Source organism: Sporosarcina sp. FSL K6-1522 (assembly GCF_038622445.1).
In the GTDB taxonomy this organism is placed as follows: Bacteria; Bacillota; Bacilli; order Bacillales_A; family Planococcaceae; genus Sporosarcina.
The window spans coordinates 76,395-100,322 of record NZ_CP152019.1 but is presented as its reverse complement, the minus strand read 5'-3'; the positions used below and the strand labels follow the sequence as shown (position 1 = coordinate 100,322).

28 protein-coding genes are annotated in these 23,928 nt (G+C 44.0%); 17 read left to right on the top strand and 11 right to left on the bottom strand.

Translation table 11 applies throughout. The features are described from left to right. Positions 1 to 36 precede the first annotated feature (36 nt). Together MKY34_RS00550 and MKY34_RS00545 are read right to left on the bottom strand one after the other, a co-directional pair. The gene (locus MKY34_RS00550) at positions 37 to 255 is read right to left on the bottom strand and encodes a hypothetical protein (RefSeq protein ID WP_342513313.1); all 219 of its coding nucleotides are present in this window, start codon (positions 253 to 255) and stop codon (positions 37 to 39) included. 5 nt (positions 256 to 260) lie between these two features. Further along, positions 261 to 1,535: a helix-turn-helix transcriptional regulator gene (locus MKY34_RS00545; RefSeq protein WP_342513312.1), complete on the bottom strand. Its 1,275-nt coding sequence runs from the start codon at positions 1,533 to 1,535 to the stop codon at positions 261 to 263. Between the two features lie 486 nt (positions 1,536 to 2,021). On the opposite strand from MKY34_RS00545, the gene MKY34_RS00540 reads away from it, so the two are divergent. The 8 genes from MKY34_RS00540 to MKY34_RS00505 all read left to right on the top strand — a co-directional run bounded on the left by MKY34_RS00540 (position 2,022) and on the right by MKY34_RS00505 (position 11,031). Next, entirely contained in the window at positions 2,022 to 4,187 is a 2,166-nt protein-coding gene (locus MKY34_RS00540; RefSeq protein ID WP_342513311.1) for a DNA topoisomerase III, read from the top strand. 97 nt (positions 4,188 to 4,284) lie between these two features. After that, positions 4,285 to 4,887, top strand: coding sequence for a hypothetical protein (locus MKY34_RS00535; protein ID WP_342513310.1), 603 nt, complete (start codon positions 4,285 to 4,287; stop codon positions 4,885 to 4,887). A 250-nt stretch (positions 4,888 to 5,137) separates the two neighbouring features. After that, positions 5,138 to 5,629 carry a Cys-tRNA(Pro) deacylase gene (gene ybaK / locus MKY34_RS00530; protein ID WP_342513309.1) on the top strand — a complete coding sequence of 164 codons (492 nt, stop codon included), beginning with the start codon at positions 5,138 to 5,140 and terminating at the stop codon, positions 5,627 to 5,629. Between the two features lie 99 nt (positions 5,630 to 5,728). Further along, positions 5,729 to 6,370 carry a YitT family protein gene (locus MKY34_RS00525; RefSeq protein ID WP_342513308.1) on the top strand — a complete coding sequence of 214 codons (642 nt, stop codon included), beginning with the start codon at positions 5,729 to 5,731 and terminating at the stop codon, positions 6,368 to 6,370. Between the two features lie 228 nt (positions 6,371 to 6,598). Beyond that, positions 6,599 to 7,666: a hypothetical protein gene (locus MKY34_RS00520; protein WP_342513307.1), complete on the top strand. Its 1,068-nt coding sequence runs from the start codon at positions 6,599 to 6,601 to the stop codon at positions 7,664 to 7,666. Positions 7,667 to 7,742: 76 nt separating this feature from the next. Continuing rightward, positions 7,743 to 8,933 (top strand): glycine C-acetyltransferase, encoded by a 1,191-nt coding sequence (locus MKY34_RS00515; protein ID WP_342513306.1) that lies wholly within the window; start codon positions 7,743 to 7,745, stop codon positions 8,931 to 8,933. 67 nt (positions 8,934 to 9,000) lie between these two features. Next, positions 9,001 to 9,705 (top strand): DNA alkylation repair protein, encoded by a 705-nt coding sequence (locus MKY34_RS00510; protein ID WP_342513305.1) that lies wholly within the window; start codon positions 9,001 to 9,003, stop codon positions 9,703 to 9,705. Positions 9,706 to 10,080: 375 nt separating this feature from the next. Then, the gene (locus MKY34_RS00505) at positions 10,081 to 11,031 is read left to right on the top strand and encodes an L-threonine 3-dehydrogenase (RefSeq protein WP_342513304.1); all 951 of its coding nucleotides are present in this window, start codon (positions 10,081 to 10,083) and stop codon (positions 11,029 to 11,031) included. An 82-nt stretch (positions 11,032 to 11,113) separates the two neighbouring features. Here the strand turns inward: MKY34_RS00505 and MKY34_RS00500 are convergent, their stop codons facing one another. From MKY34_RS00500 to MKY34_RS00480, 5 genes are all read right to left on the bottom strand, one after another. Next, positions 11,114 to 12,466, bottom strand: coding sequence for a YjiH family protein (locus tag MKY34_RS00500; RefSeq protein WP_342513303.1), 1,353 nt, complete (start codon positions 12,464 to 12,466; stop codon positions 11,114 to 11,116). A gap of 153 nt (positions 12,467 to 12,619) precedes the next feature. Then, a complete protein-coding gene (bshB2, locus tag MKY34_RS00495) occupies positions 12,620 to 13,303 on the bottom strand; it encodes a bacillithiol biosynthesis deacetylase BshB2 (RefSeq protein ID WP_342513302.1) in 684 nt (227 codons plus the stop codon). Between the two features lie 11 nt (positions 13,304 to 13,314). Further along, positions 13,315 to 13,665 (bottom strand): YojF family protein, encoded by a 351-nt coding sequence (locus tag MKY34_RS00490; protein ID WP_342513301.1) that lies wholly within the window; start codon positions 13,663 to 13,665, stop codon positions 13,315 to 13,317. A gap of 248 nt (positions 13,666 to 13,913) precedes the next feature. Beyond that, on the bottom strand, positions 13,914 to 14,747 hold the full coding sequence (thiD, locus tag MKY34_RS00485; protein WP_342513300.1) for a bifunctional hydroxymethylpyrimidine kinase/phosphomethylpyrimidine kinase: 834 nt from the start codon (positions 14,745 to 14,747) through the stop codon (positions 13,914 to 13,916). Positions 14,748 to 14,820: 73 nt separating this feature from the next. Beyond that, the gene (locus tag MKY34_RS00480; protein ID WP_342513299.1) at positions 14,821 to 15,081 is read right to left on the bottom strand and encodes a hypothetical protein; all 261 of its coding nucleotides are present in this window, start codon (positions 15,079 to 15,081) and stop codon (positions 14,821 to 14,823) included. Between the two features lie 111 nt (positions 15,082 to 15,192). Between MKY34_RS00480 and MKY34_RS00475 the strand changes: the two genes are divergently transcribed. From MKY34_RS00475 to MKY34_RS00445, 7 genes are all read left to right on the top strand, one after another. After that, on the top strand, positions 15,193 to 15,960 hold the full coding sequence (locus MKY34_RS00475) for a DUF4230 domain-containing protein (RefSeq protein ID WP_342513298.1): 768 nt from the start codon (positions 15,193 to 15,195) through the stop codon (positions 15,958 to 15,960). Then, a complete protein-coding gene (locus tag MKY34_RS00470; RefSeq protein ID WP_342513297.1) occupies positions 15,953 to 16,630 on the top strand; it encodes a uracil-DNA glycosylase in 678 nt (225 codons plus the stop codon). Before MKY34_RS00475 ends, MKY34_RS00470 begins: the two co-directional genes overlap by 8 nt. A 124-nt stretch (positions 16,631 to 16,754) precedes the next feature. Continuing rightward, positions 16,755 to 16,970, top strand: a complete 216-nt coding sequence (locus MKY34_RS00465; protein ID WP_342513296.1) for a hypothetical protein — start codon at positions 16,755 to 16,757, stop codon at positions 16,968 to 16,970. A gap of 161 nt (positions 16,971 to 17,131) precedes the next feature. Beyond that, positions 17,132 to 17,308, top strand: coding sequence for a uracil-DNA glycosylase (locus MKY34_RS00460; RefSeq protein WP_342513295.1), 177 nt, complete (start codon positions 17,132 to 17,134; stop codon positions 17,306 to 17,308). Then, entirely contained in the window at positions 17,305 to 17,589 is a 285-nt protein-coding gene (locus MKY34_RS00455; protein WP_342513294.1) for a YwdI family protein, read from the top strand. The genes MKY34_RS00460 and MKY34_RS00455 overlap by 4 nt, the downstream gene beginning before the upstream one ends. A 52-nt stretch (positions 17,590 to 17,641) precedes the next feature. After that, positions 17,642 to 18,022 carry a DUF423 domain-containing protein gene (locus MKY34_RS00450; RefSeq protein ID WP_342513293.1) on the top strand — a complete coding sequence of 127 codons (381 nt, stop codon included), beginning with the start codon at positions 17,642 to 17,644 and terminating at the stop codon, positions 18,020 to 18,022. 104 nt (positions 18,023 to 18,126) lie between these two features. Beyond that, positions 18,127 to 19,173: a beta-carotene 15,15'-monooxygenase gene (locus MKY34_RS00445; RefSeq protein WP_342513292.1), complete on the top strand. Its 1,047-nt coding sequence runs from the start codon at positions 18,127 to 18,129 to the stop codon at positions 19,171 to 19,173. 82 nt (positions 19,174 to 19,255) lie between these two features. Here the strand turns inward: MKY34_RS00445 and MKY34_RS00440 are convergent, their stop codons facing one another. Together MKY34_RS00440 and MKY34_RS00435 are read right to left on the bottom strand one after the other, a co-directional pair. Continuing rightward, a complete protein-coding gene (locus MKY34_RS00440) occupies positions 19,256 to 19,633 on the bottom strand; it encodes a spore coat protein GerQ (protein ID WP_342513291.1) in 378 nt (125 codons plus the stop codon). A 99-nt stretch (positions 19,634 to 19,732) separates the two neighbouring features. Continuing rightward, on the bottom strand, positions 19,733 to 20,152 hold the full coding sequence (locus MKY34_RS00435) for a cell wall hydrolase (RefSeq protein ID WP_342513290.1): 420 nt from the start codon (positions 20,150 to 20,152) through the stop codon (positions 19,733 to 19,735). Positions 20,153 to 20,312: 160 nt separating this feature from the next. Here MKY34_RS00435 and MKY34_RS00430 point away from each other — a divergent pair, with 160 nt between their 5' ends. Continuing rightward, complete coding sequence (locus MKY34_RS00430) at positions 20,313 to 21,338, top strand: hypothetical protein (protein WP_342513289.1); 1,026 nt, start codon at positions 20,313 to 20,315, stop codon at positions 21,336 to 21,338. A 70-nt stretch (positions 21,339 to 21,408) separates the two neighbouring features. Here MKY34_RS00430 and hemQ read toward each other — a convergent pair whose 3' ends face one another. Beyond that, the gene (gene hemQ / locus MKY34_RS00425) at positions 21,409 to 22,158 is read right to left on the bottom strand and encodes a hydrogen peroxide-dependent heme synthase (RefSeq protein ID WP_342513288.1); all 750 of its coding nucleotides are present in this window, start codon (positions 22,156 to 22,158) and stop codon (positions 21,409 to 21,411) included. A gap of 191 nt (positions 22,159 to 22,349) precedes the next feature. Here hemQ and MKY34_RS00420 point away from each other — a divergent pair, with 191 nt between their 5' ends. Next, complete coding sequence (locus tag MKY34_RS00420; RefSeq protein ID WP_342513287.1) at positions 22,350 to 23,192, top strand: lipoate--protein ligase family protein; 843 nt, start codon at positions 22,350 to 22,352, stop codon at positions 23,190 to 23,192. Between the two features lie 63 nt (positions 23,193 to 23,255). Here the strand turns inward: MKY34_RS00420 and MKY34_RS00415 are convergent, their stop codons facing one another. Beyond that, positions 23,256 to 23,891 carry an RsfA family transcriptional regulator gene (locus MKY34_RS00415; protein ID WP_342513286.1) on the bottom strand — a complete coding sequence of 212 codons (636 nt, stop codon included), beginning with the start codon at positions 23,889 to 23,891 and terminating at the stop codon, positions 23,256 to 23,258. Positions 23,892 to 23,928 lie beyond the last annotated feature (37 nt).

Here is a 23,928-nt window from a genome sequence, read left to right as displayed (position 1 = left end):
CCAGATGAATTGTTGGTGTGAGGGTGTTTTGGGTTTTTAAGCTTCGTCTTTGACGCTATGCGGGTCGCCAACTTCACTATTAGGATTAATGACGCTATGCGGGTCGCCAACTTCACTATTAGGATTAATGACGCTATGTGGGTCGCCAACTTCACTATTAGGATTAAAGACGCTATGTGGGTCGCCGACTTCACTATTGGGATTAATGGTTGAGATAGTTGCCCCCAGCATAAGTGTAACTAAAAAGCTTTTCATGTGTATTACAACTCCCTATATATTTTTTTAAATGCGAGTAAACCCGTTAAATTTAGTTCATAAGCTTTTTTATAATGTTTTTTCTTGGCGTAATAAGTAGCTAACTCTTCTGGTAAACACTTTAGATATTCCCACTGTTCGTGTTTGAGATAATAGTCGATACTCTGTAGGAGACATTTTTCGTATGCATCATATCGCTGGTGCTGAAAGTGCTGTTTGCCTTCAATGACTCGCAAATGACATTCTTCTAATGAAGACTTGCAAACGAGACGAGCATATTCAAGGGTACGTGTAATTTCAGTCTCATCTTTCAGACTTAATAAGATATTCAATTTCTCCCGATAGCTACTAAAGAGAGTACCTGAATGGTATTCTTTTTTTATAGCGATACAGTTCTCAATAGTTTCTAATGCCTTTTTATGTTGCTCTTGTTCTTGATAAACGAGCGCAAGATTATGTAAAAGCATTGTATATATTCTTATGGTCTTATCATTCAAAATCTGTATCCCTTTATGAATATATAACTCTGCAGTACTTAAACGATTAGTATCTTTATAAAGTACAGCCATCAAATTATAGCATTCAGCTGTCTTATCCCAGTTATGCAAATGCAAATAACAGTCCCTAGCCTTTTTGCTATAATGCAATGCCTCAGTATAGTGAAAAAGGCGATAGTGAGCTAATGCAATATTGAACGTGAGCCTTGCATGAAGCAAAGGGTCTTCACTGATTTTTAATACTTTTGAAAAAAGTTCTATACTATCATTGTGATTACCAATTATATAGTGATATAGACCGGTAATATAATCATATTTTTCTTGGAGGCGAATGTTTAAAGTATGCAAGATGTCAAAGTCTACATAGGAGAGAATCTTCTCCTCATATAGCTGCTGGAAAGCTATAAATTCTTTTTCTTTAAAAAGTGCCAGACAGCGCAATAACTTAAAACATAACTCCTGATGTAATGATTGAATATAGTCGAAGCTTTTTTCATGTTCTTTAAGAAAAGCGTTTGCTAGAGCTACATCTTCTTTTTCTAAAATACCCTCATATTGCTGCAATAATTCGGCCATGAATTTATCTTCCGCGTAGCTATGTGTGAAGTATGTGGCTGGAACAGCTAAGCGTTTGGCAAGTAACGTTAATGTATCTTGTGACGGGGTGAAAATACCCGCTTCGATATTGCTGTAATGAGGGGCGGAAATGATGTCTTTGCTTACTTTTGCTTGCGTCATTCCGCGAATCGTTCGTATTTCTCTCAATCTTTTTCCAATATGCAAAGGAATCGACCTTCTTCGTTGTTATAATGCGCGCGTCAAGTGTGGAAGAAATGAGTGTAACTGATTGATTTGCATAAAACCTTTGTCGTATGGCAAAGGTTCAGGTCTTTTTGTGATGTTGAATGAAGTAGAAAGACCTATTATACAGTGTTATTTTGTAATTTTCATTGTACTCTGTACATGCTATAGTATAGATGTTGCGCAACAGAAATACAATCTTTGTGAGAAAAATAATGGTAAAGTATGCAGAATACCCCTCAAGAAAAATCTGTGCAACCATTGTTTTGTTAACAATAACGTAAGTGAAGCTTATACTCATGAATGAGTATGGGTTTTACATACGTGTCCGCGGACGATTTGATAAAGCTTCCCCTAACCAAGCAGATTGGTCGGGGTTTTTGTCGTTTCACATCAAGTCCATTCGCCCGACATGCACCAAACACCAATCTCCTTTATAATCGATGTATGAAGAAAGGGGATTTTTTTATGTCCAAATCACTTGTATTAGCTGAAAAGCCGTCCGTGGCACGCGATATTGCGCGGGTGCTCGGTTGCAATAAAAAAGGTAATGGTTTTCTTGAAGGAACGAATTATATCGTTACATGGGCACTTGGTCATTTGGTGACGCATGCTGATCCAGAGGGCTATGGCAATGAATTTAAAGAGTGGAAGCTCGAACATTTGCCGATTATTCCAGAGCCATTTAAGCTCGTACCGATTCGTCAAACGTCCAAGCAATTCAATGCGGTGAAAGCACAACTGAAGCGTAATGATGTGAAGGACGTCATTATCGCAACGGATGCAGGGCGTGAAGGAGAGCTAGTAGCGCGCTGGATTTTGGAACAGGCGAAAGTTCGTAAACCGATCAAACGGTTATGGATTTCATCTGTGACAGATAAGGCGATAAAAGACGGCTTTAACAATTTGAAAGATGGCCGTGCTTATGACAACTTGTACGAAGCGGCGGTTGCACGTGCAGAAGCGGACTGGGTCGTGGGTATTAATGCGACACGTGCGTTGACGGTAAAATACAATGCGCAATTATCCACAGGTCGTGTGCAAACGCCAACACTGGCAATGATCGCAGAACGTGAAAAGCAGATTCGTGATTTCAAGCCGAAGTCGTTTTACGGCATACAAGCTTTGACGGAAACAGCGAAATTTACTTGGCATGACAAGGCAGGGCAAACTCAAGTCTTCGATAAAGAAGTGATTGAGCAACTGATGGGGAAATTAGATAAAATTCAAGCTGGCAAAATCACAGACGTCAAAACGACACCGAAGTCGCAGCCAGCACCGCATTTATTTGATTTGACGGAGCTGCAAAAAGAAGCACATCGTCGTTGGTCATGGTCTGCAAAAGAAACATTATCCACATTGCAAAACTTGTATGAACGTCACAAAGCGGTTACTTATCCACGTACCGATTCGAAGCATTTGACGTCGGATATGGCCAATACACTGAAAGAGCGTATTAAAGCGGTGGATCTTGGGCCGTACCGTAAATCGGTGAACACACTTCTTCGTTCCGGGACGATTAAACCGCAAAAAGGCGTGATTGATGACAAGCGTGTATCCGATCACCATGCGATTATTCCGACAGAGGAAACGCCGATTTTACAAAACCTTTCTGATAAAGAGCAACGTTTATATGATTTAATCGTTAAGCGCTTCCTTGCGGTATTCTTCGGTTCGTTCCGTTACGATCAAGTGACAGCGGAGCTTGCGGTAGGTGGAGAAATGTTTAAGGCGAAAGGCCGTACGATTACGGATGAAGGTTGGAAAAAGGTTTATTCAACAGATGAGGACGAAGTGGATACGGATATGCTTCCTGCATTTAAAAAAGGAGATGAAGTAAGCATTCGTGCCATTGTGATGACGGATGGGAAAACGAAGCCACCTGCACGTTTTAATGAAGGAACGCTATTGGCGGCAATGGAAAATCCTGCACAGTTCATGCAAGGCGAGTCTAAGGATTTGATTAAAACAATTGGTGAAACGGGTGGACTTGGAACGGTTGCGACACGTGCGGATGTTATCGAACGATTATTCAACTCCTTCGTTATGGAGAAAAAGGGCAACGATATTTACACGACATCGAAAGGGCGCCAGTTACTTGAACTCGTTCCAGAGGACTTGAAGTCGCCGGCACTAACGGCGGAGTGGGAACAAGGACTAACGAAAATCGCCAATGGGAAAATGAAAAAAGCAGCGTTTATGAAAGATATGATTGCATTCTCGAAGCGTACGGTTACGGAAATTAAAACAGATGACAAAAAGTTCAAGCATGACAATGTCACGGGGAAAACTTGTCCAGATTGCGGCAAGTTATTATTGGAAGTGAACGGTAAGCGTGGCAAGATGCTCGTCTGTCAGGATCGAGAGTGTGGCCATCGTAAAAATGTTTCGACACTAACTAATGCAAGATGTCCGGTATGTAAAAAGAAATTGGAACTACGCGGTGAAGGCGATGGTCGGATTTTTGTTTGTAAATGTGGGCATCGTGAAAAACTATCAGCATTTGAAAAACGTCGCGCAAATTCGGGTGGCAAGAAGGCTGATAAAAGAGATGTGCAGAAATATATGAATAGGCAAGAAGAACCAGAGAATACAGCGATGGCAGATGCGCTAAAGAAACTATTTGAAAAATAAGATTTTAGCGCTTTGGTTGGATTTGTAGGGAATGGTGATTCGGGTATAATGGTGTAACTAGTATCTCGTGAAAATAACAATTTGGAGGTGAAGGCGCATGAATGCAGTTTTGACATATGCTACCGCAAATGATCAGTTGCAACGCTACGATACCATTCGGCGTAGAAATGCCGAAAGTGCTTATAATCGCAATGTCCAATATAATGGGCAAAACCAGAAAATGCTAGAGAAACTGGAAGCTTTATTGACAGGCAAAGACGAACCAGAAGTTGTTCAGGCGAAAGGTCAGGAATTGCGAGAGCTGGGCGCAGGGCAAATGAAGCAAGTCGCGTTACCGATTGGTAAGACGCTTGAAGAAACAATCGATCTTTGGCGGGGTGTGCGTACGGAAGCCATTTCTGTGCCGGAACCGACGACAGCAGATTATCAGCTAGCAGCGACAGCATCAGCGAAGATCATGCAGACGGAAACGCAAATTGCTTTGCGTAAGCTTGCACAATCTGAAGCTGAGATTGCGGTTGCGCGAGAACAGGCTGAGGCGGCACAAGTTGCATCGATGGATCTACCGTCAGCCGCTGATCGCCAAGCGCTTCTTATGCAAAAGCGCTATGAGCGGGCGATTTCGACGTACTCATTTCAAGTCGATGCAAGGCTGAATGGCTTTAAAATGGATGAACCGAATTTTTCTAAGGTTGCATAATACGATGAAAAGGTCGCCTGTTAGTAGGTGACCTTTTTGGTGTTTAGATTTTAAGTGTATAGGCTAAACTTATGATTTTCAGTTACTATCCAGCGAATGCGCCTTACAAGCGGATGCCTCCCACCATAAGACTGGCAGTGATTTTCTGCCTGGCTTATGGTGGGAGGCATCCGCAAGCGCTGAGCGTTGTTAGTGGAATGCTTTAGTTCAGTTTATCTTCATTCAGCTGTTAGTAAGAGGGGGAAATGGAATGGCGAAACAGAGTCGAAACGCGAAGACCAACGCGGTCCGGATACTGGATGGTGAAGGGGTCAGTTATGAACTGATGACATATGATGTAAATGACGGCTTATTAGATGGGGTTTCTGTCGCAGAAAAGACGGGGCAAGCTGTCGATGCAGTGTTTAAAACATTAGTGACGATTGCAGGACCGCGAGTGCTCATCGTTTTCTTAGTGCCAGTTGCGCAAGAATTGGATTTGAAAAAAGCAGCAAGGGCAGCCGGGGTGAAAAAGCTAGAGATGTTACCATTGAAAGACTTAACGAAAGAAACTGGTTATGTTCGTGGGGGATGTTCAGCGGTTGGGATGAAAAAGCGTTATCCAACGTTTATGGATCAGACGGCGGAATTGCTTGAGCAAATCATTGTCAGCGCGGGCAAGCCAGGTTTACAGATGAAACTCGCACCTGACGATTTGGCACGTGTAGCCGGTGCAGCTTTTTATGATCTTGTAAAAGGCTGATTGGGTGTTTAGGAGATATTTACGTGATACAATAGAAAGCTTGGGTGTATCGTATTCATGTAAGACATGGGTGTTTTGGTTGTAGAGAGAAGGAAGTATATGCGAAAGGTTTTACTATGGAGATGGGTATTTTATTTTATCGGGCTGTTAGTGTTGTCACTAGGCATTTCGATGACCATCAAAGGGCAGAAGCTTGGCGTTGGACCTTGGGACGTCTTGCATGTTGGCTTGCATCAAAATTTTGGACTGTCAATTGGGACTTGGAGTATTATTACAGGACTTATCATAATCATCTTGACCGCCTTGGTGTTGCGGGAATGGCCGAAAATCGGGACATGGTTGAATATGTTGCTCCTTGGGATTTTTATCGACTTATTCAACTTGTTGCTGCCTGATTTTACTGCGCTAGGTACACAAATGCTTATTTTCATAGCGGGCATTGTTGTGATGGGGTACGGTGCGGGAATTTATATTTCACCTAATATCGGCGCGGGTCCACGTGATGGATTGATGCTGTTGCTTGTTGAAAAAACAGGGGCTAGTATTAAAAAAATCCGTACAACGCTTGAAGTGCTCATTGCGGTAATAGGTTGGTTATTTGGCGGACCGATCGGAGTGGGGACTGTATTGATCGCTCTATTTTTGGGGCAAATCGTTCATTATACTTTGCCACAATGTCGCAGTATATTGTTGAAGGTTATTGGGGAACAGGATGAAAAAGTTTTATCTGAAATCAGATAAAGCCTCCGGCGGATGTCACAGATTTTGAAAGGAGTTAATGAAGGCAGTCTAAGTGCGCGACGTCCTGTCGCGACGACTGCGTACCCACGTCCTGTGGGCACAAGCTCGATTCAAAATCTGGACGCAATTACGCCGAGGCGTAATTTATTGTAAGCACGGGCTCGTTAGCCGTGCTTTTTTTTGTGCGCCGAGCATAGGCTAGTCGTATGGATAGAAAGGATGGTCAGGATGAATGGAACGATAACCCAATATATGGGGACAGCCTATACAGGTCGGGGCATCTCTCACAAGTACGACAAACTGATTGCGACGGCTACGACAACGTACTTTTTGAAGTGTCCGCCGACAAATGCAATTTCCGATGTATTGAATGAAACAGCTACGCTCTTTGTTAGACGGGGCTATGATGTGGATCGGTTTATGGACCCCATTCAGCCGGAGAAGACGGATGCAGTTTTTGTGAAGGGGGCCAATCTTTTTTTCATTCAAGCATCACATCCGGTTGCGCTAGAGCCAGCAGATATTGGTGGTAGGCATCGTGTGATTAGCTTTTATGATATCTACGATGAAGTGAAATTACGCGGGCAGAACGCTTTGATTGTAGACAAGTTAGCGGAAGCAGAAGTGGCACTTGGCAAGGCGTTGCAAGCACTTGCTGATGCGAAACGCATTCATGATGATTGGGAAGCGGTAAACATTCGACGCATGATGTGGGAGCAACATGAAAATCTGATTCAATCCTTGAAGGAGGAACTGTTTGGCACGATAAGGTTGAATAAGCAGACGGCTATTTCACATCGCCTCATCGGTTCGTTGACATCTCGGGGGGCGCAAGATTTTATCCCCTCGATTACGAAGGGCTTGGAACGACGGATTCTTATTAAAGGATTGCCGGGTACAGGAAAATCGACGCTGATGAAGGCGCTTGGAGCTGAGGCGGAGAAGCGTGGTTTTGATGTGCTATATGGATGGTGTGGTTTAGATCCAGCAGGTGTGGATCTTGTACAGTTTCCGGAGCTATCGCTCTGTATATTGGATGCCACGCAGCCGCATGTCTATGATCCGGAATTGCCGGGGGATGAAGTGCTCGACCTTGTGCAGATGTGTGTGAAGGATGCGGAGGCGGAGAAGGAAATCGAGCGCATTCGCGACGTGTATGCAGAAAAAATGCTTGATGCAACGGGCTATATGCAGACGTATGCACAGGCTGAAAATAGTGTGAAAATCGCAATGGATGGGGCGATTCAGCAATCGGTTTTTGATAAGAAGTCGCAAGTACTATTGGAGCTACCTTAACGGATGTAGTTCATTCTGCGATAAGGCTGATCGTGTGCTAAAATAAAAGCATCATCTGTTTGAAAGGAAGATTGCTTTGTCCAAAGTACTCGATACGTTTCTACAGGAAAATTTAGCGGAGCTTCGTGAGCAAGGGTTATACAATGAAATCGATCCGGTTGAAGGTCCAAATGGCCCTATCATTACGATTAAAGGTGAAAGTTTGATTAATTTGTCTTCTAATAATTATCTCGGGCTTGCGACAGATTCAGATTTGAAGCAGTTAGCAATTGCAGCAACGAATAAATATGGCGTCGGTGCAGGTGCGGTGCGTACCATTAATGGGACGCTCGATATTCATGTGGCACTGGAAGAAAAGCTGGCCATCTTTAAAGGGACGGAAGCAGCGATTGCTTATCAGTCCGGTTTTAACTGCAATATGGCGGCGATTTCTGCGGTTATGACGAAAAAAGATGCCATTCTTTCAGACGAATTGAATCATGCATCGATTATCGACGGTTGTCGTCTATCGGGTGCGAAAATCATTCGTGTGAATCATCAAGATATGGATGACTTGCGTGCGAAAGCGAAGGAAGCAACGGAATCTGGCTTGTATGAAAAAGTGATGTACATTACGGATGGCGTATTTTCGATGGACGGCAATATTGCGAATTTGCCTGAAGTCGTGAAGATTGCTAAGGAATTTGATTTGATTACTTATGTGGATGATGCGCATGGTTCGGGTGTGACGGGCCAGGGCAAAGGGACAGTGAAACAGTTTGGTCTTGAGAAGGACATTGATTTTCAAATTGGGACACTGTCGAAAGCGATTGGCATTGTCGGGGGCTATGTGGCAGGCTCGAAGGATTTGATTGATTGGCTAAAGGTGCGTTCGCGTCCATTTTTATTCTCCACGGCATTGCCCGCGGGGGATATAGCGGCAATCATGGGAGCGCTTGACAAAATCACAGCCTCGACAGAGCTACATGATCAGCTGTGGGAAAATGGTAACTATTTGAAAGCGGGACTTGCGAAGCTAGGCTTTGACATTGGTGCTTCTGAAACGCCAATTACGCCGTGTATCATCGGTGAAGAAAAGCTGACACAGCAATTTTCACAACGGCTAGCAGAAGAAGGTGTCTATGCCAAATCGATTACTTTCCCAACGGTTGCGAAAGGGAAAGGGCGCGTTCGTAACATGCCAACTGCAGCGCATACGAAAGAAATGCTAGATGAAGCTCTTATGATTTATGAAAAAGTTGGAAAAGAGCTTGGTGTGATTTCATAAGAAACGACAAAACCTGGATGGCGTATAAGCCTTCTAGGTTTTGTCGTTGGAAAAGGTGGTCATATAGATGACATTTGAAGAGGTAATGGCAGAACTTGAGGCCTATGGCAATGAACAAACGAAGAAAACGTTTTTGAATCACGGCGCGACGGAACCGCTTTTTGGTGTACGGGTCGGCGATTTGAAGAAAATTTTGAAGCATATTAAGAAGGATCAGGAATTGGCGCTACGTCTCTATGACACGGGCAATTATGATGCGATGTATCTTGCCGGGCTTGCGGTCAATCCGAAATTGCTATCTGAGGAAGAGTTGAGACGATGGGTGGAGGCCGCGAAGTGGCACGCTGTCGCGGAATACACGATTGGCTGGGTAGCTGGTGAGAGCCCATATGCGCTAAAACTGGCACGAGAATGGATAGCGTCTGACCGTGAGATGACGGCGGTTGCAGGTTGGAGCACGTATGCCAATTATGTGATGTATGCAGGAGCAGAAGAATTTGATTTCGATGAAATTCGCGCACTGTTGCAGACGGTCGAACAGACAATCCACCAAGCACCGAATCGAGTTCGTTACGTGATGAACCAATTCGTTATTTGTGTCGGATCGTATATACTAGAACTACGCGACGTCGCAAAAACTGTGGCTGCAACGATTGGAAAAGTACAAGTTAACATGGGCAATACCGCATGTAAAGTGCCGCTTGCAACAGATTATATCGACAAAGTCTTGGCACGTGGCGAGCCGAAGAAAAAGAAAACATTGCGTTGTTAATACAGAAAAGCGTAAGTGCTTGTTCAGGAGCGACAGGCGTTGGTGGGCTTGAAGATAAAGGCACTTTTTGCCTTTATCGGCAAGACCGAAATGACCCGAGCTCCTAGGCACTGGAGCCTGGACACCAAGAAAAGCGTAAGTATCGGTCTAATGAAAAAGAGTAACTATCCGAAATCAACATATACTGCTATAAACAACAAAAAGTCCGCAAATGAGCGGGCTTTTTTATATATCTGAAAATAGAGTAAATAAAATTGTTTTTTCTAGGAGAACATTTTATAATGGGTTTAGATGATTAAATCAGCATACTATATACTATATAAAACAATAGTGTTCTCTCTGTAAACACATTTTGGCGAAGAGGAGCGATGAACAATGAAGAAAATCATGGTCACAGGGGCACTTGGACAAATTGGCTCGGAATTGATTGAAAAGCTTCGTTCAGAATATGGTGTGGATAATGTATTGGCGACGGATATTCGAAGTATAGGCGCAATGACGGACGGTCCGTTTGAGGTACTTGATGTAACTGATGGTAGGAAGATGCATACACTTGCGAAAGATTTTGGCGCGGATACACTGATGCATATGGCGGCATTGTTGTCTGCTAAGGCGGAAAAGGAGCCATTGCTTGCTTGGAATCTCAATATGGGTGGCTTGACGAATGGATTAGAAGTGTCGCATGAATTGGGTATGCAATTTTTTACGCCAAGCTCTATCGGCGCATTTGGTCCCTCGACACCCAAAAAAGCGACGCCGCAAGAAACCTTGCAACGTCCAACGACGATGTATGGTGTCAGTAAAGTTGCAGGGGAATTGCTATGCGATTATTATTTTCATAAATTTGGACTCGATACACGTGGCGTGCGATTTCCTGGGTTGATTTCCTATGTAGCTAAACCAGGTGGCGGCACAACGGACTACGCAGTTGATATTTATTACAAAGCGATTCAGAAGGGGAAATATACCTCATATATTGCAGAAGACACGTATATGGATATGATGTATATGCCGGATGCTTTGCAGGCGATTGTCGATGTGATGGAGGCAGATCCTGCAAAATTGATTCACCGAAATGCCTTCAATGTGACAGCGATGAGTTTCGAACCATCTCAAATTGCGGCGGCGATTCAGAAACACATCCCTTCATTCAAAATCGATTATGACATCGATCCAGTACGTCAGGCGATTGCAGACAGCTGGCCCGATTCCATTGATCCATCAGCAGCTATCTCGGAATGGGGATTCAAAGCCTGCTATGATTTGGCTGCAATGACGGAGGATATGCTAGTGAAGTTGGGAATGAAACCGCAAGCATCATACTAACCTAGCACCCGAAGCCATTGAGATTGAACACACTATAAAGAAGGAAAGCCCCCGCAAAATCTGCGAGGGCTTTTCTTCTTCATTAAAACAATAAATGTGCCACACCTGCAACGATTGGCAACGCGATGAGCGTGCGCAATAGGAAGATGATGAGCAGGTCGAGGATGTTGATCGGAATCTTGGAGCCGAGTAACAGTCCACCGACTTCCGACATGTAAATGAGTTGAACAACAGAAATCGTCGCAATAACAAAGAGTGTTAATTCGGATGTGATTGCGCCGTCTGCCAAGATAACAGGCAAGAACATGTCCGCAAATCCAACAACCATTGTTTGTGCAGCTGCTTGTGCTTCTGGAATGCCAAGAACGGATAAAATCGGTTCAAATGGTTTCCCTAAAATCGTGAAGAGGCTTGTATACTCTGCAAGAACGAGGGCAACTGTACCGAATGCCATGACGACGGGGGCAACACCAATCCACATGTCGAAAACATTTTTCATACCTTCGCTCACAACTTTGCCGAGGGAACGATTTTTGTTGGCGGTTTCAAGTGCCTTTTCAAGACCATGACTAAAAACGTTATAGCCTTCAGGTAGTTTTTCATCGTCGCCCGTGAACGGTCGTCCATCAATGTACTCTTCTTGTTTTCCAGCAAGTGGATAAATCCGTGGCATGACAAAAGCGAGAATTAAGCCTGTTAACAGTACAGTTCCATAAAACGGTAGGAAGTAAGCAGACATACCAACAGTATCGATAATAACGAGCGAGAATGTAATGGACACGACGGAAAATGTCGTTCCGATAATCGCCGCTTCTTTTTTCGTATAATAGCCATCCTCATACTGTTTACTTGTCAATAACACACCGATAGTTCCATCACCAATCCATGATGTCAGTGCATCGATGGAGGAACGCCCCGGTAGTTTAAACAAAGGACGCATCACTTTTACCATCATTGTCCCGAAAAATTCGAGTAGACCGAAATTCAATAAAAGCGGTAAAAACAGCCCTGCGAATAAGAAAATCGTGAATAAGAATGACACCAATCCATCTGGTGCGAGTAGAAGACCACCTGTATTTTCATTCACAATGGCTTCAGGCCCGATTTGGAACGTCACCATTACAGCGAATACCGCTCCGATAACACGCGTAATCGTCCAGAACGGCGACACTTTGAATAATGTCATGGCGAATGAAGGCTTCGCATGATCTGCCCTCACGAATAAATACAACACCGAGCCGAGCGCGGCAATCACAATGATAATCATCGCCGTCATTGGCATAAGTGGTTCAAGTGCAACAGATAGAATGTCTGCGAATTTGGCGATAGGCACTTTCCATTCATTGCCAAATTTCAATGGAATCATGAATAGGACAATGCCTAGGATAGATGGGATTAAGAAATAGAACCAGGTAGAAATACTAAACTTTTTCACTTTATGTCTCTCCTCCAAAGTAGATACGTATATTACGTATAAATATACATACTATACGTTTTTGAGCCCCTTGTAAATAGCGTGCGCCCTATTTCAATTTTTCAATCTATTAAGTAGAAAAAAAGCCGCAGTCGGGTAGACTGCGGCGCATGATTATTCGAAATCCTGATCCCAATTATACGTGTAAAAACGTTCGGTGTTGAACCATTGTAAAGCTTCAGGATCTTGTGCTGCTAATTTCTTTTCCATATCTTGCATCATCCAAACCGTTTGTGAGGCATGAGCATTTAATGTAGCGATTTTTTTCTCATTCATAGCAGTAATATCGTGAATGATATCGGGTTCGCCAAGCACTTCGACTGTGTTGTTGGCGAAGGCAATTGTATAGAGAGTTGGACGTTCTGTTTCTGTAATACGTCTTACAGCTCGGACAACTGCACGCGCTGTCGCATCGTGGTCAGGATGGACAGATAGACCAGGGTAGAATGAAATGATGAGAGAAGGATTCGTTTCGTCGATTAAATCGGTAACGAGCTGAACCATTTTTTCATCGTCTTCGAATTCGATTGTTTTATCACGCAGACCCATCATCCGCAAATCATCGAGACCCATTGCTTCACAGGCTTTTTGAAGCTCGGCTTTACGGATTTGTGGCAATGTTTCCCGATTTGCGAATGGGGGATTACCAAGATTGCGTCCCATTTCACCGAGTGTTAAGCATGCATATGTGACGGGAACACCCATTTCACGATATGTTGCAATTGTGCCGGATACGCCGAATGCTTCGTCGTCCGGATGGGGGAATATGACCAGTACGTGGCGTTCTTTTTTAATCATTCAAATCCTCCTTAATATGTGAACGGTGTCTCGCTAATTTCAAGCGCGACCGCAAGTTTACCTTCTGGATCGAGGCCTGCCATGAGCAGACGCCCGTGTTCGTCGATTTTATAATGTGTGATGCCTTGTGCGTAAATCCAACCGGATGGTAGTTTCAATCCGACACGATGTGGCGAATCACCTGCGACTTTTCCGAGTTCAAATTTCACAACAATATTGCGGATAAATGCGCCTGCATTGAAAAATCCTTCTTTGAAATGAGAGGCATACGAGCCATTTGTCGTTTCAAGGTGAATGTAGACGTCTTTATTCGCGAAGGAAGTAATGAGTTCCTGTAAATGCTCGGGTTGTACTTTTTCCATGAAAAATCCTCCTTTGACACGCTAACAGTGCTTCTGTCTAGTATATCGATAATCGATGGTGAATGCGATTCACGCGGCTTGGGAGTGTGTGGGCTACATCTTGTGTAACCGCGCAAAGTGGAGTTCAAAGCGATCAAACATCTTGTGGAACCACGCAAAATTAGGAGTGCCCTAGGACACGTCAATAGAGTCCCCACACCAAGCAAAAAAACGACCGGGAACTCATTCCCGATCGTCGCATGTCTTCCTTATACTTCAGTAGTCGTAATTTTAGGCGCACCTACACGATTTTTCGCACCATGCATGACAGGTCCAACATAGTCGTTCAGTTTCCAACCATTAGCAATTGCAGCTGTGACGAATGTTTTCGCTTCCAACACAGCATCTCTAACAGGATGTCCATTGGCAAGGTTTGCTGTGATGGCTGCTGCAAACGTACAGCCTGCACCGTGATTATAATGTGTGGCTGTTTTTTCTGCTTCTAGCAATGTGAAGGTTGTCCCATCATAGAACAGGTCCACTGCTTTCGCATGATTAAGTTGTTTGCCGCCTTTGATGACCACATTACGTGCGCCAAGTGAATGGATTTTTTCAGCGACAGCTTTCATATCTTCAATCGTTTTTGGCGTTTTTGTGCCAGCAAGCTGTCCGGCTTCAAACAAGTTTGGTGTCACAATCTCCGCTTTTGGTAGAAGGAATTCGACCATTGCGTCCACTGTTCCGGGGTTGAGTACCTCATCTTCACCTTTACACACCATAACTGGATCGATGACAACATGGTCAAGGCCTGATTCCGCGATGGCATTGCCTGCAATTTGAATGATTTCCTCTGTGCTCAGCATGCCGGTTTTGATGGCGTCAACGCCCGTTGAAAGGGCTGTTTTAATTTGTGCTTGTAAGACATCGACCGGCAACGAGTAAACGCCGTGTGCCCAATGGTTGTCTGGGTCCATTGTCACGACAACTGTAACGGCTGTCATGCCATATGTGCCGTGCTCTTGAAATGTTTTCAAGTCAGCTTGGATGCCCGCGCCGCCTGATGTATCGGATCCTGCAATTGTTAAAGTCTTTTTCAACGCCATAATGTGAACGTCTCCTTCTGTGTTGGAATGAACTCTGTATTTATTTTATCAAATTAATCAAAAACTACAATTATTATTGAATATCGTCCGCTTTTATCATTTTGATAACGGAAAAGGTAAGGAGCGCCGCCAGTAAAAATGTAACGCCTGCGCTAATAAGATGTCCATTTATGACAAGTCCGATGGCAAGTGCAAATAGGACGATGATTCCGCAACCAAAGAGGAGCAAAAGGATGATGAGTCCGGCGTTTTTTGAGCGTTCGGGTACGCGGTCGCCATGTTTTGCGGCTTCTGTAATGGTTTTCATTTTTTCACGTAGTTGCATATTAGCCATAGTCCATCCCTCCAACATCATCGTACCATGTCTTTCTAGTTGTTTGAACTGCAACTTTTCGATAGTCTAAACGTATAAGAGAATGTCGAAAAAGAAGGAAAGAGGGATGAGATGAAAGATCGAAAGAAAATAGATGAAATGGAACGCTTATTGCAAGAGTTGAAGCAGGCGAAAAAGGAATCGGCTGTGACTGTAGATACAGTGAAAGGGCGCTCATTCGGCTTTTGGCGTACGGGGAAATTATTTTTTTCAGTATGGCGCAAACCATTTCTCGTCATCGCTTTGTTGATTCTACTGTTAATGGTAGCTTTGCCGTTTGTGACATTTTTCGTGCTCAAACAAGGCAGTACATTCACAGAGCAAAAGGGCGTATTTCTAGAGCAAATCCAAGACTTGAACGAGTTGGCGACGGCGGAGGCGTATACGAAAGTCATTATTGAACGTCAAGATAATACGTTGTTTGGCCAAAGTATCGGGCTCAATTTACCAGGAACGAAGCGGCAGTTGCTTGTCGTCATTCCGGGGTCTGTGAAGGCGGGTGTCGATATGTCGAAGCTGGCGGAAAAGGATATTGTCGTGGATGAAGCGAATAAGACGGCCAAACTTACACTCCCAGCGGCTACATTTTTAGGAGGCGCGGAAATTTATTTTGATCAAGTCGAAGTGTATTCGTACGAGGGAATTTTCCGTGAGAAGGCGAATATTGAAGAGGCTTATGAGCTCGCTGAAGAAGCGAAAAGGCTTATACTAGAAGAAACGGCTGGACAAGGGGTGCTACAGATGGCGCAACAAAATGCAGAGAAGACGCTACGAGAAATGTTTTCGTTTGCGGGTTATGATGTGAAAATTGAATTTAAGGAATTGATGGCTGATGAGTAAACAAATTTTCGGCAATGATTGGGATGCTGTTTTAGGAGACGAGTTTAAGAAACCTTATTATTTGAAGTTACGTGAATTTCTCAAGATGGAATATGCGGGACAAATCATCTATCCACAGACGAATGATTTGTGGACAGCATTTAAGCTGACGCCTTTCGATGAAGTGAAGGTCGTCATATTGGGACAAGATCCTTATCACGGCCCGGGGCAAGCGCATGGCTTAAGTTTTTCTGTGCAACCAGGTGTGAAGATTCCACCAAGCCTACGCAATATGTTCAAAGAGTTGTCGTCAGATATTGGCTGTGCGATTCCCGAACAAGGCACGTTGACGGGCTGGGCGCAGCAAGGTGTACTGATGTTGAACACAGTGTTGACGGTCAGGCAAGCTGAAGCTAACTCACATCGCAAACAAGGCTGGGAAACATTCACGGACGAAGTCATTCGACAGTTGTCAGCACGTGAAAAACCCATTGTATTCATATTATGGGGGCGACCGGCACAGGAAAAGAAAAAGCTGATTGATCTATCGCGACATGCGGTGATTGAGTCGGTTCACCCAAGTCCGCTAAGCGCAAGTCGTGGATTTCTCGGCAGTCGTCCTTATTCGGCAACGAACCAGGTGTTAGAGGCGTGGAATGAAAAGCCGATTGACTGGGAGAAGACAGTATGAGAGAAGTTAGGCTTTGAAGTATATATTGAGTTTGCTATGCTACCAGTAGTATAAATTGAGCCAAGGTGGAGGCTGCGGAACCTGTAATACTCCCTGAATTCAGAGTGGGGAGGAGGTGAAGCATATGGTGAATGTTATTTTGACCGCTTTCTTTGTTAGCGTTGCAACATGGTTTGGAAGTTATTTATCTTCCGAACTTGTTAAATACGTGAAGCGAAGAGGAAAAAGGCGCAAAAAAACCACCCTCCGCCGACACGGAAAAAAGGGTGGCAAGCACAAAAAAGAAGTAAACGTTAACTGTAGCCACGCCTTGACGTCCAAATCAATTTGTAACTACTGAGTGTCCATTCCATGGGCGCTCTTTTATATTACGCTAAATCTATCTACAGTATACATCCCTATGTATATGGCTTGTAAGGGATTTTGTTTACTTTTGTAAACGAGTAAGATGCTTTAAATCCAGTAAATATGATAAAGTGGAGAGGAATAGAGGTGACCGAAATGGCTGTGAATTGTTTTCAATGCCAACATTTTTTTGTGACGTGGGATCAGCGCAATCCGCGGGGATGTAGAGCATACGAGTTCAAAACGCGTGAATTGCCATCGGTTGTAGTGAAGCGAACGTCCGGTATGGAGTGTTTGAAGTTTACGCAGAAGAAAGGGGATGTAAGACGGTGATTTCATATGACCGCATCATCTCGGAAATGGAACGACAATTGAGTGTAGCGAAGCGCTCGGATGACGAGCGTGGCATGCGCGAGGCGTTAGCAGCTGTTAGATCGCTTTGCGAAGTGGCGCTTGGTGGGAATGGTGCTAGGCAAGAAGAGAAGAGTGCCCCGAAAATGCTGATGGCGGCTCCTGAAGTGCAATCGATTTCTTCAGTGCAGTCCATTTCTTCGTTAGAAGCCAAGCCGCTCGAGGAAGAAGATGCAAATGGCGGTTCGTTATTTGATTTTTGATTAAATCTGGGGTGCTTGGTACCCGTCAAAAAGAAGAAAGTAGGGGGAAGTAATGCCATTTTTTATTATCGCAGGTGCTATTAATGCGGCAATTGCCGTTGCGTTTGGTGCATTCGGTGCGCACGCATTAAAGGAAAAGTTGTCCGAATATCAATTAGGGATTTGGGAAACGGCTGTGCAGTACCAAATGTTTCATGCTATTGGATTGCTCGCCATCGGAATTTTGATGAGTTCATCACTCTTTGGTGCATCGACACAGTTAACATGGGCCGGGTATTTGCTGCTCGCAGGTATTATTATTTTCTCAGGTAGCTTGTATGTATTAAGCTTGTCTGGAATTGGTATTTTGGGTGCAATTACGCCGATCGGTGGCGTGGCGTTTATTGCAGGCTGGATCATGTTAATTATCGCTGCGATTAAATATGCAAACTAAAACAGGGGGATTCCTCCTGTTTTTTTACGGCCTGAATTGTTGAAGAATTTACACAATTTATGCGTAAATACAATGTTATACTAAAAAGAAAAAGAGGTGCTTCTATGGTTTCGAGTAAACAGCATTCCAAGTCACCATTTCTTTTAGTATTACTTCTACTCGTTCTATCCACAAATCTAGCGCTCTATCGGCTACCGCTTCCCATTTTACCAGCCCCGGCAGATGCAACGGGGGTGATTCTAGGTTCACTTTTCGACTTTTCGATTGTCGCTCCACTCCTTCTACTGGCCATGACACGTAAAAAAGGATTCACTGTGAAACGATTCATTACTTTTATGGTGCTAGGCATAGTTGCTGCTCGATTTATAATTCCGGCTGCTTATTTTGAACCATTCAAATTTGTACCATATGTAGCGATTGGAATGGAAGGAATCATTGTTCTTGCTGAACTAGGACTCATTTTCCTGTTGTTGAAACATATGCCTCGAATTATAAGAGACATCAAGTCGAGTGAAGAAGGGCCGTTATTTTCCTTTGCAGCATTAGTCGAAAAGCGGGTAGGATCTCACCTACTTATAAAAATTATTAGTGCAGAAATACTTATGTTTTACTATGCATTTGCTTCTTGGAAAAAGCGTCCGTTCGTCGGAGGAAACCGGTTTACGATGCATACGAAAACAAGTTATATCGCCTTTCAAGTCATGATCATCCATGCTATTGTTGTGGAAACGTTCGGTATTCACTGGTGGCTCCATGGTAAATCACTAATACTATCCATTGTGTTACTCGTTTTGAACGTCTACTCGGTGATTTTCTTTATTGGAGACATTCAAGCGCTTCGCCTCAATCCGCTCATTGTAGATGATAAAAAAATCCGCATATCGTTGGGGTTAGGGAAGCGAATGACCATTCCGTTGGATGAGATTGCGCATATTGCGTGGGGCGATGAAGCTGCCAATGAAAATCTAAAGGCAAAAGGCATCGTGGACTTCATAGTACGAGATTTGGAAGCAGTAACTCCGCAGTGTGTGATTACGTTCAAGCGACCGCTGAAGGCAACACTCTTTTTAGGCTTTGAAAAAGAGTTTACGAAAGCCGCGCTGCGAGTAGATGATCCAGTTGGTTTTCGGAATCGTTTAGAAGGTCATTAAGGGCATATAGTACAAAAAAATCTTCCATCGGCTTGGTATGGCCTGTGGAAGATTTTTTGTACAAAGGTTTAAGCTTTACTTATTAAGGCTGTTGTGGAAAGTAGTTAATCTTTCCATCAAACTCCGCATAGTCGAAGTAAATCATGGGGAATAAGAATTCATGGCCTGTTCCGGTTTCATCCAAAATGACATGGTCGCGGCCGGCAGCTACGACGGTTCCAACGATGGCTTTTGTGTTCTTGCCTGATTCGAGTGCATGTTCGAACGAAAAATGGAAAGTACCGGGTTGACCGATATTTAAACGCAAAATATTTTCAATATAGGATTGTTCACGGGCTGGTGGTCCGGGGAGTGGTCCAATGGGCACTCCAGGACTAGGAGGCCTTCCGCTCGGAATTGTGACTTGTGGCGGTGTGATATGCTGATTTTGATAGGTAGGGTTCCAATAATATTGGACCATTTCTTCATCCTCTCGAATTTTGATAGTCATTATGTCTCGGCGTAATTGTGTCCAAGTTTGTGACATCCGCCGGAGGCATTCACTTTTTGCTGAACAAAGTTAGACGGTAGGGCAGTCTGCAGCTGTCGGTGAAAAGAAACAATGCGATTTGAATCTGCCTGTGTTCCATTGACCATACCATTGTGCCGGACAATCACCTGTCGGCATGAAAAACCATAAGGATCGTTCGCCTGGATTGAAGCGTTCGCCATTGACGACGCGTCTTGCAAGTCTTCTGTCTTGCTCACGCGCACGCTGATAAAAATAACTTTTTGTTGTCGCTTCGAAGCCGCCAGGCCGTTGGAAGACCATATCTTCCAGCGAACGGATGTCTTTAAAATCCAGGCAGTCTGCAAGTACACGATTTACCCCGACATTGCCGACCAGAAGCATTCCTAATTCCCCATCCCCCTCCGCTTCAGCCCGCATGAGCCGTGCAAGCATATCCAATTGAGCTTCGTTATATTTTATCACTGCCACAGCACAACCCCCTTGGGGAATCATATGAAGAGGATGTAGAGAAAATGACTGCGAAATTGAAATGGATTAGAACGTATTGCTTCGCTAACTCTTCATTCCACTTTAAACCAATATATGTTTTAATGATGTACAGGCAATGAAAGAGGAGGGAAAATTTGGGGTGTGGAAGGGGCCAACGAAGAAGCAGAAACAAAGAGAGTGGTGGAGAGTTCCAACGAAGAAGCGAAAAAAGAATATAGAGGGTAAACGGCTGCTTTATGAGATTCTTGCCTTTGCTTTATTTTTATTCCTCATCTATACAATCGTTATCAATGTGCAAGAACATATAGAGATGAAACAAAATTATGCCGTAGAGCCAGCGGTGGTAACTGTATATGATAAAACAGCTACCAAATATCTTTTTGGCGGCATTAATCACGTAGCGCTTCTTGAACCAGGTCTTATTGATAAAGTGCCGAGATCTTTGAAAGACAATCAAAAAGCTGCCCTTACAAAAGCGCAATTCGATACATTGTCCCCTGGTGATTCGCTCGATGGATTCATTGTAAATCAGCAGTTTTATACGGAACGTGATCTTGAAAATGAATTTGAAGGGTTCCCATTTGTCTTATTGATGATTTGCGTTTATCCGATGGGGTACATCATTTATCAGGCATTCAAATTTAAAAAGGTCGATGCATTATTTGAACGTTTTACGATACGTTTTGATCGTTCACTGTCGTTTGTTGTCAACACAGTAGTTTTTGGTGGACTGACGGTGGGGCTGTTATTTTCGTATTATTCACTTGCAGGCACGATAAAATATGCGTATGACTGGAAGACGAGTCCGGATTTTATAGAGACATCTGCAGAAGTGCGTCACAAATCGATGCAACATGGAAGCGGCACGTATGCGGAGGATACGTTTTATGTGGCTCTTGCTTTCAAGGGGAATTCGGGAGAGTCCATCCATGTGACAAAAGAAGTTACACGAAGTGCCTATAAAGCCAATTCGCGTGAGGTTTTCATAAAGTATAAGAAGGATAATCCTTATGATGTTTATGCACAAGAACTAACCTCTTCGGAGATAGCTGATCTACTAGGGTCATCCACAATGATTATTTATTACTTGACGATTGTAATAACGGCATTGCTTCTTTTCGCCGTGTATTTATTGGATAAAAAACGGCGAACAGGTTCTTACTAGTAGAAAAAAGGGAGCTGCATGTGATATGCGGCTCCCTTTTATTCTTGTCTAGGTTCCAGCGCTTTCTAAGTTAAATCTCAAAAAACGCTGCTTTTTTATCGCCATCTAAAATCGTACCGACGAAGAATGAACCGAATTCGCCGTAGCGTGCACTTACTTCGTCAAAACGCATTTCGTAGACGAGTTTTTTGAACTGAAGTACGTCATCTGCGAATAGTGTCACTGCCCATTCGTAATCGTCAAAGCCGACAGAACCGGAAATGATTTGTTTCACTTTGCCAGCGTAACTGCGGCCAATCATACTGTGGCTGCGCATCATTGCTTTGCGTGTGTCCATGTCGAGCATGTACCAGTTGTCGTCGCCATCGCGCTTTTTGTCCATTGGGTAGAAACAGATATACTGGCTGCGTTGCAATTCTGGATACAGACGTCCGCGAACGAATGGATTTTGGTAAGGATCTTCTGTTGATTCACCTGCTAGATAGTTCGACAGTTCGACGACCGAAACGTAAGAGTATGCGGGAACTGTGAAATCTGCAATCGCAAGTTTGTTAAATTCGGTTTCGAGCTCTTGAATTTCGTCCATTGTTGGACGTAAAGTCATAAGCATGAAATCCGCTTTTTGACCAATTACTGTATAAAAAGCATGTGCGCCTGTTTTAGCGTCATCTGCTTTTTGGAGTTTTTCAAGATAGACAAGAAATTCATCTACTGCTGCTTGGCGTTCTTCTTTTGAAATCAATTTCCAAGATGCCCAGTCCATCGAGCGTAAATCGTGTAGTACGTACCAACCATCGAGTGTCATTGCTGCTTCGTTCAAATGAATTCAAACCCCTTTACGCTGAATTTACTTCTTCATTCAGTGTAGCATATCCCATATGGAAAGGTCATTCACAAGCGTTGTTGTCACGAATTTGCCATGAAGTATAGCGCTGTTATCGTCGCCGCAAGTCGTGTATGCTAGGGGGAGAGAATTGCAGGTCAAAAGTCTACGATCAGGAGAAGTTAATTATGATAAATTATGAAGCATTTTTACAAAATCCCGAATGGCGATTCGTCGATGAATCGATGACGACACGTACACGCTCTGCGCTGGAATCATTTGCTGCGGATGATACACTCTGCCACCTTGTAGGCCAACAGATGAGCGTGCCGGCCATTCGCACATGGGTGCATGAGCAAACCGTAGTGCTCGGTATTCAAGATCATCGCTTGCCCCATATTGAGCAGGCTATACCGATGTTGGAGCAAGCAGGATATAAGGCAATTGTTCGTAACTCGGGCGGTCTTGCGGTGGTATTAGATGAGGGTGTCTTGAATGTTTCCATCGTTCTATCGGAACAGGATACCGCAATTGATATTCCGACAGGCTATGAAGTGATGTTGGCATTTGTTCGCATGCTATTTCCAGAAGCGGGTAATCGCATTGAAGCTTATGAAATTGTCGGTTCGTATTGTCCAGGATCCTATGATTTAAGTATCGATGGTCGGAAATTTGCGGGCATTTCACAACGGAGACTGCGCCAAGGCATCGCGGTGCAAGTCTATCTTTGCGTAGAAGGCAGTGGATCAGAACGTGCGGAATTGATTCGCGATCTGTATGACATTGGTTTACAAGGAGAAGAGACGAAATTCGCCTATCCGGTTATTCAGCCGGAAGTGATGGCTTCTCTTTCTGAGCTGTTGGATATGAAGCTGACTGTTAGTGATGTTGTGATTCGCATTCAATTGTTGTTACGAGCATTAGCGGAGAATGTGCTAATGGGCGGCTTGGAGCCAGAAGAGATGGAGTTGTATGCGTTTTATTTGGAGCGTGTTGTGGAGCGGAATGCAAAAATGTTGGCACGTGGATGAATGTAAAAAAGCGCAAGGCGCCGTTTGGATTCTAGGAGCCCAGACACAAAGAAAAACCACCGATTAATGACTCATCGGTGGTTCTTTGGACACGAGATTGCCGTTTTGCTCCATTTTGAAAACCGGTGCTGTGCGATCGGTTTCATCTTCTAATGTGACAAGACGACGTGCGCGATTCATAATTTGAACGAATTGTTCGTAGTCGGCACGCAGTGTATTATTTTCCTGCTGGAGCTTTTGAATTTCCTTTTCAAGCATCTCGGCCTTTTCATTGGCTACTTTGGCGGTTTGACGCCAGCGGAGAGACTCGTTATCTCCTAGTCCGGTGTGATGCATGCGGACAAGATACGCAATGACTGTGTCGAGAGAAAGTGCCGATAGTGGAACGGATATCTTTTGATCTTCCTCATCTCCCTGTGAAGGGGTGTATAACTGTTGTCCACGGCGTTTAAAATCTTTTCCAAGGACACGGATTGCTTGCTTCCGCTCTTTTTTTGCATCGGTTAGTTCTTGTTCGTATTCGCGTCTTACAACAGCGTTCCACCTAAAGCCACAAGCGGCGGCCGTTCGGTTGAGCGCGTCACCCACTTCCTCAAAAGCACTTAACTGCGTGCTCCCTTCACGGACATGTCGCAACACCGTCTCTGCCAATAAAATATCGTTTTCTTCAATCCAAGCATCCTGTCTAACTTTCACCATTTCCGTACCTCCTGCCATATGTTCATAGTCTCTTTCT

Coding starts and splice junctions, on each gene's coding strand:
- MKY34_RS00550 (WP_342513313.1), bottom strand. CDS start 255: ATGAAAAGCTTTTTAGTTACACTTATGCTGGGGGCAACTATCTCAACC.
- MKY34_RS00540 (WP_342513311.1), top strand. CDS start 2,022: ATGTCCAAATCACTTGTATTAGCTGAAAAGCCGTCCGTGGCACGCGAT.
- MKY34_RS00535 (WP_342513310.1), top strand. CDS start 4,285: ATGAATGCAGTTTTGACATATGCTACCGCAAATGATCAGTTGCAACGC.
- ybaK (WP_342513309.1), top strand. CDS start 5,138: ATGGCGAAACAGAGTCGAAACGCGAAGACCAACGCGGTCCGGATACTG.
- MKY34_RS00525 (WP_342513308.1), top strand. CDS start 5,729: ATGCGAAAGGTTTTACTATGGAGATGGGTATTTTATTTTATCGGGCTG.
- MKY34_RS00520 (WP_342513307.1), top strand. CDS start 6,599: ATGAATGGAACGATAACCCAATATATGGGGACAGCCTATACAGGTCGG.
- MKY34_RS00510 (WP_342513305.1), top strand. CDS start 9,001: ATGACATTTGAAGAGGTAATGGCAGAACTTGAGGCCTATGGCAATGAA.
- MKY34_RS00505 (WP_342513304.1), top strand. CDS start 10,081: ATGAAGAAAATCATGGTCACAGGGGCACTTGGACAAATTGGCTCGGAA.
- bshB2 (WP_342513302.1), bottom strand. CDS start 13,303: ATGATTAAAAAAGAACGCCACGTACTGGTCATATTCCCCCATCCGGAC.
- MKY34_RS00490 (WP_342513301.1), bottom strand. CDS start 13,665: ATGGAAAAAGTACAACCCGAGCATTTACAGGAACTCATTACTTCCTTC.
- thiD (WP_342513300.1), bottom strand. CDS start 14,747: ATGGCGTTGAAAAAGACTTTAACAATTGCAGGATCCGATACATCAGGC.
- MKY34_RS00480 (WP_342513299.1), bottom strand. CDS start 15,081: ATGGCTAATATGCAACTACGTGAAAAAATGAAAACCATTACAGAAGCC.
- MKY34_RS00475 (WP_342513298.1), top strand. CDS start 15,193: ATGAAAGATCGAAAGAAAATAGATGAAATGGAACGCTTATTGCAAGAG.
- MKY34_RS00470 (WP_342513297.1), top strand. CDS start 15,953: ATGAGTAAACAAATTTTCGGCAATGATTGGGATGCTGTTTTAGGAGAC.
- MKY34_RS00465 (WP_342513296.1), top strand. CDS start 16,755: ATGGTGAATGTTATTTTGACCGCTTTCTTTGTTAGCGTTGCAACATGG.
- MKY34_RS00460 (WP_342513295.1), top strand. CDS start 17,132: ATGGCTGTGAATTGTTTTCAATGCCAACATTTTTTTGTGACGTGGGAT.
- MKY34_RS00450 (WP_342513293.1), top strand. CDS start 17,642: ATGCCATTTTTTATTATCGCAGGTGCTATTAATGCGGCAATTGCCGTT.
- MKY34_RS00445 (WP_342513292.1), top strand. CDS start 18,127: ATGGTTTCGAGTAAACAGCATTCCAAGTCACCATTTCTTTTAGTATTA.
- MKY34_RS00440 (WP_342513291.1), bottom strand. CDS start 19,633: ATGGTCCAATATTATTGGAACCCTACCTATCAAAATCAGCATATCACA.
- MKY34_RS00420 (WP_342513287.1), top strand. CDS start 22,350: ATGATAAATTATGAAGCATTTTTACAAAATCCCGAATGGCGATTCGTC.
- MKY34_RS00415 (WP_342513286.1), bottom strand. CDS start 23,891: ATGGTGAAAGTTAGACAGGATGCTTGGATTGAAGAAAACGATATTTTA.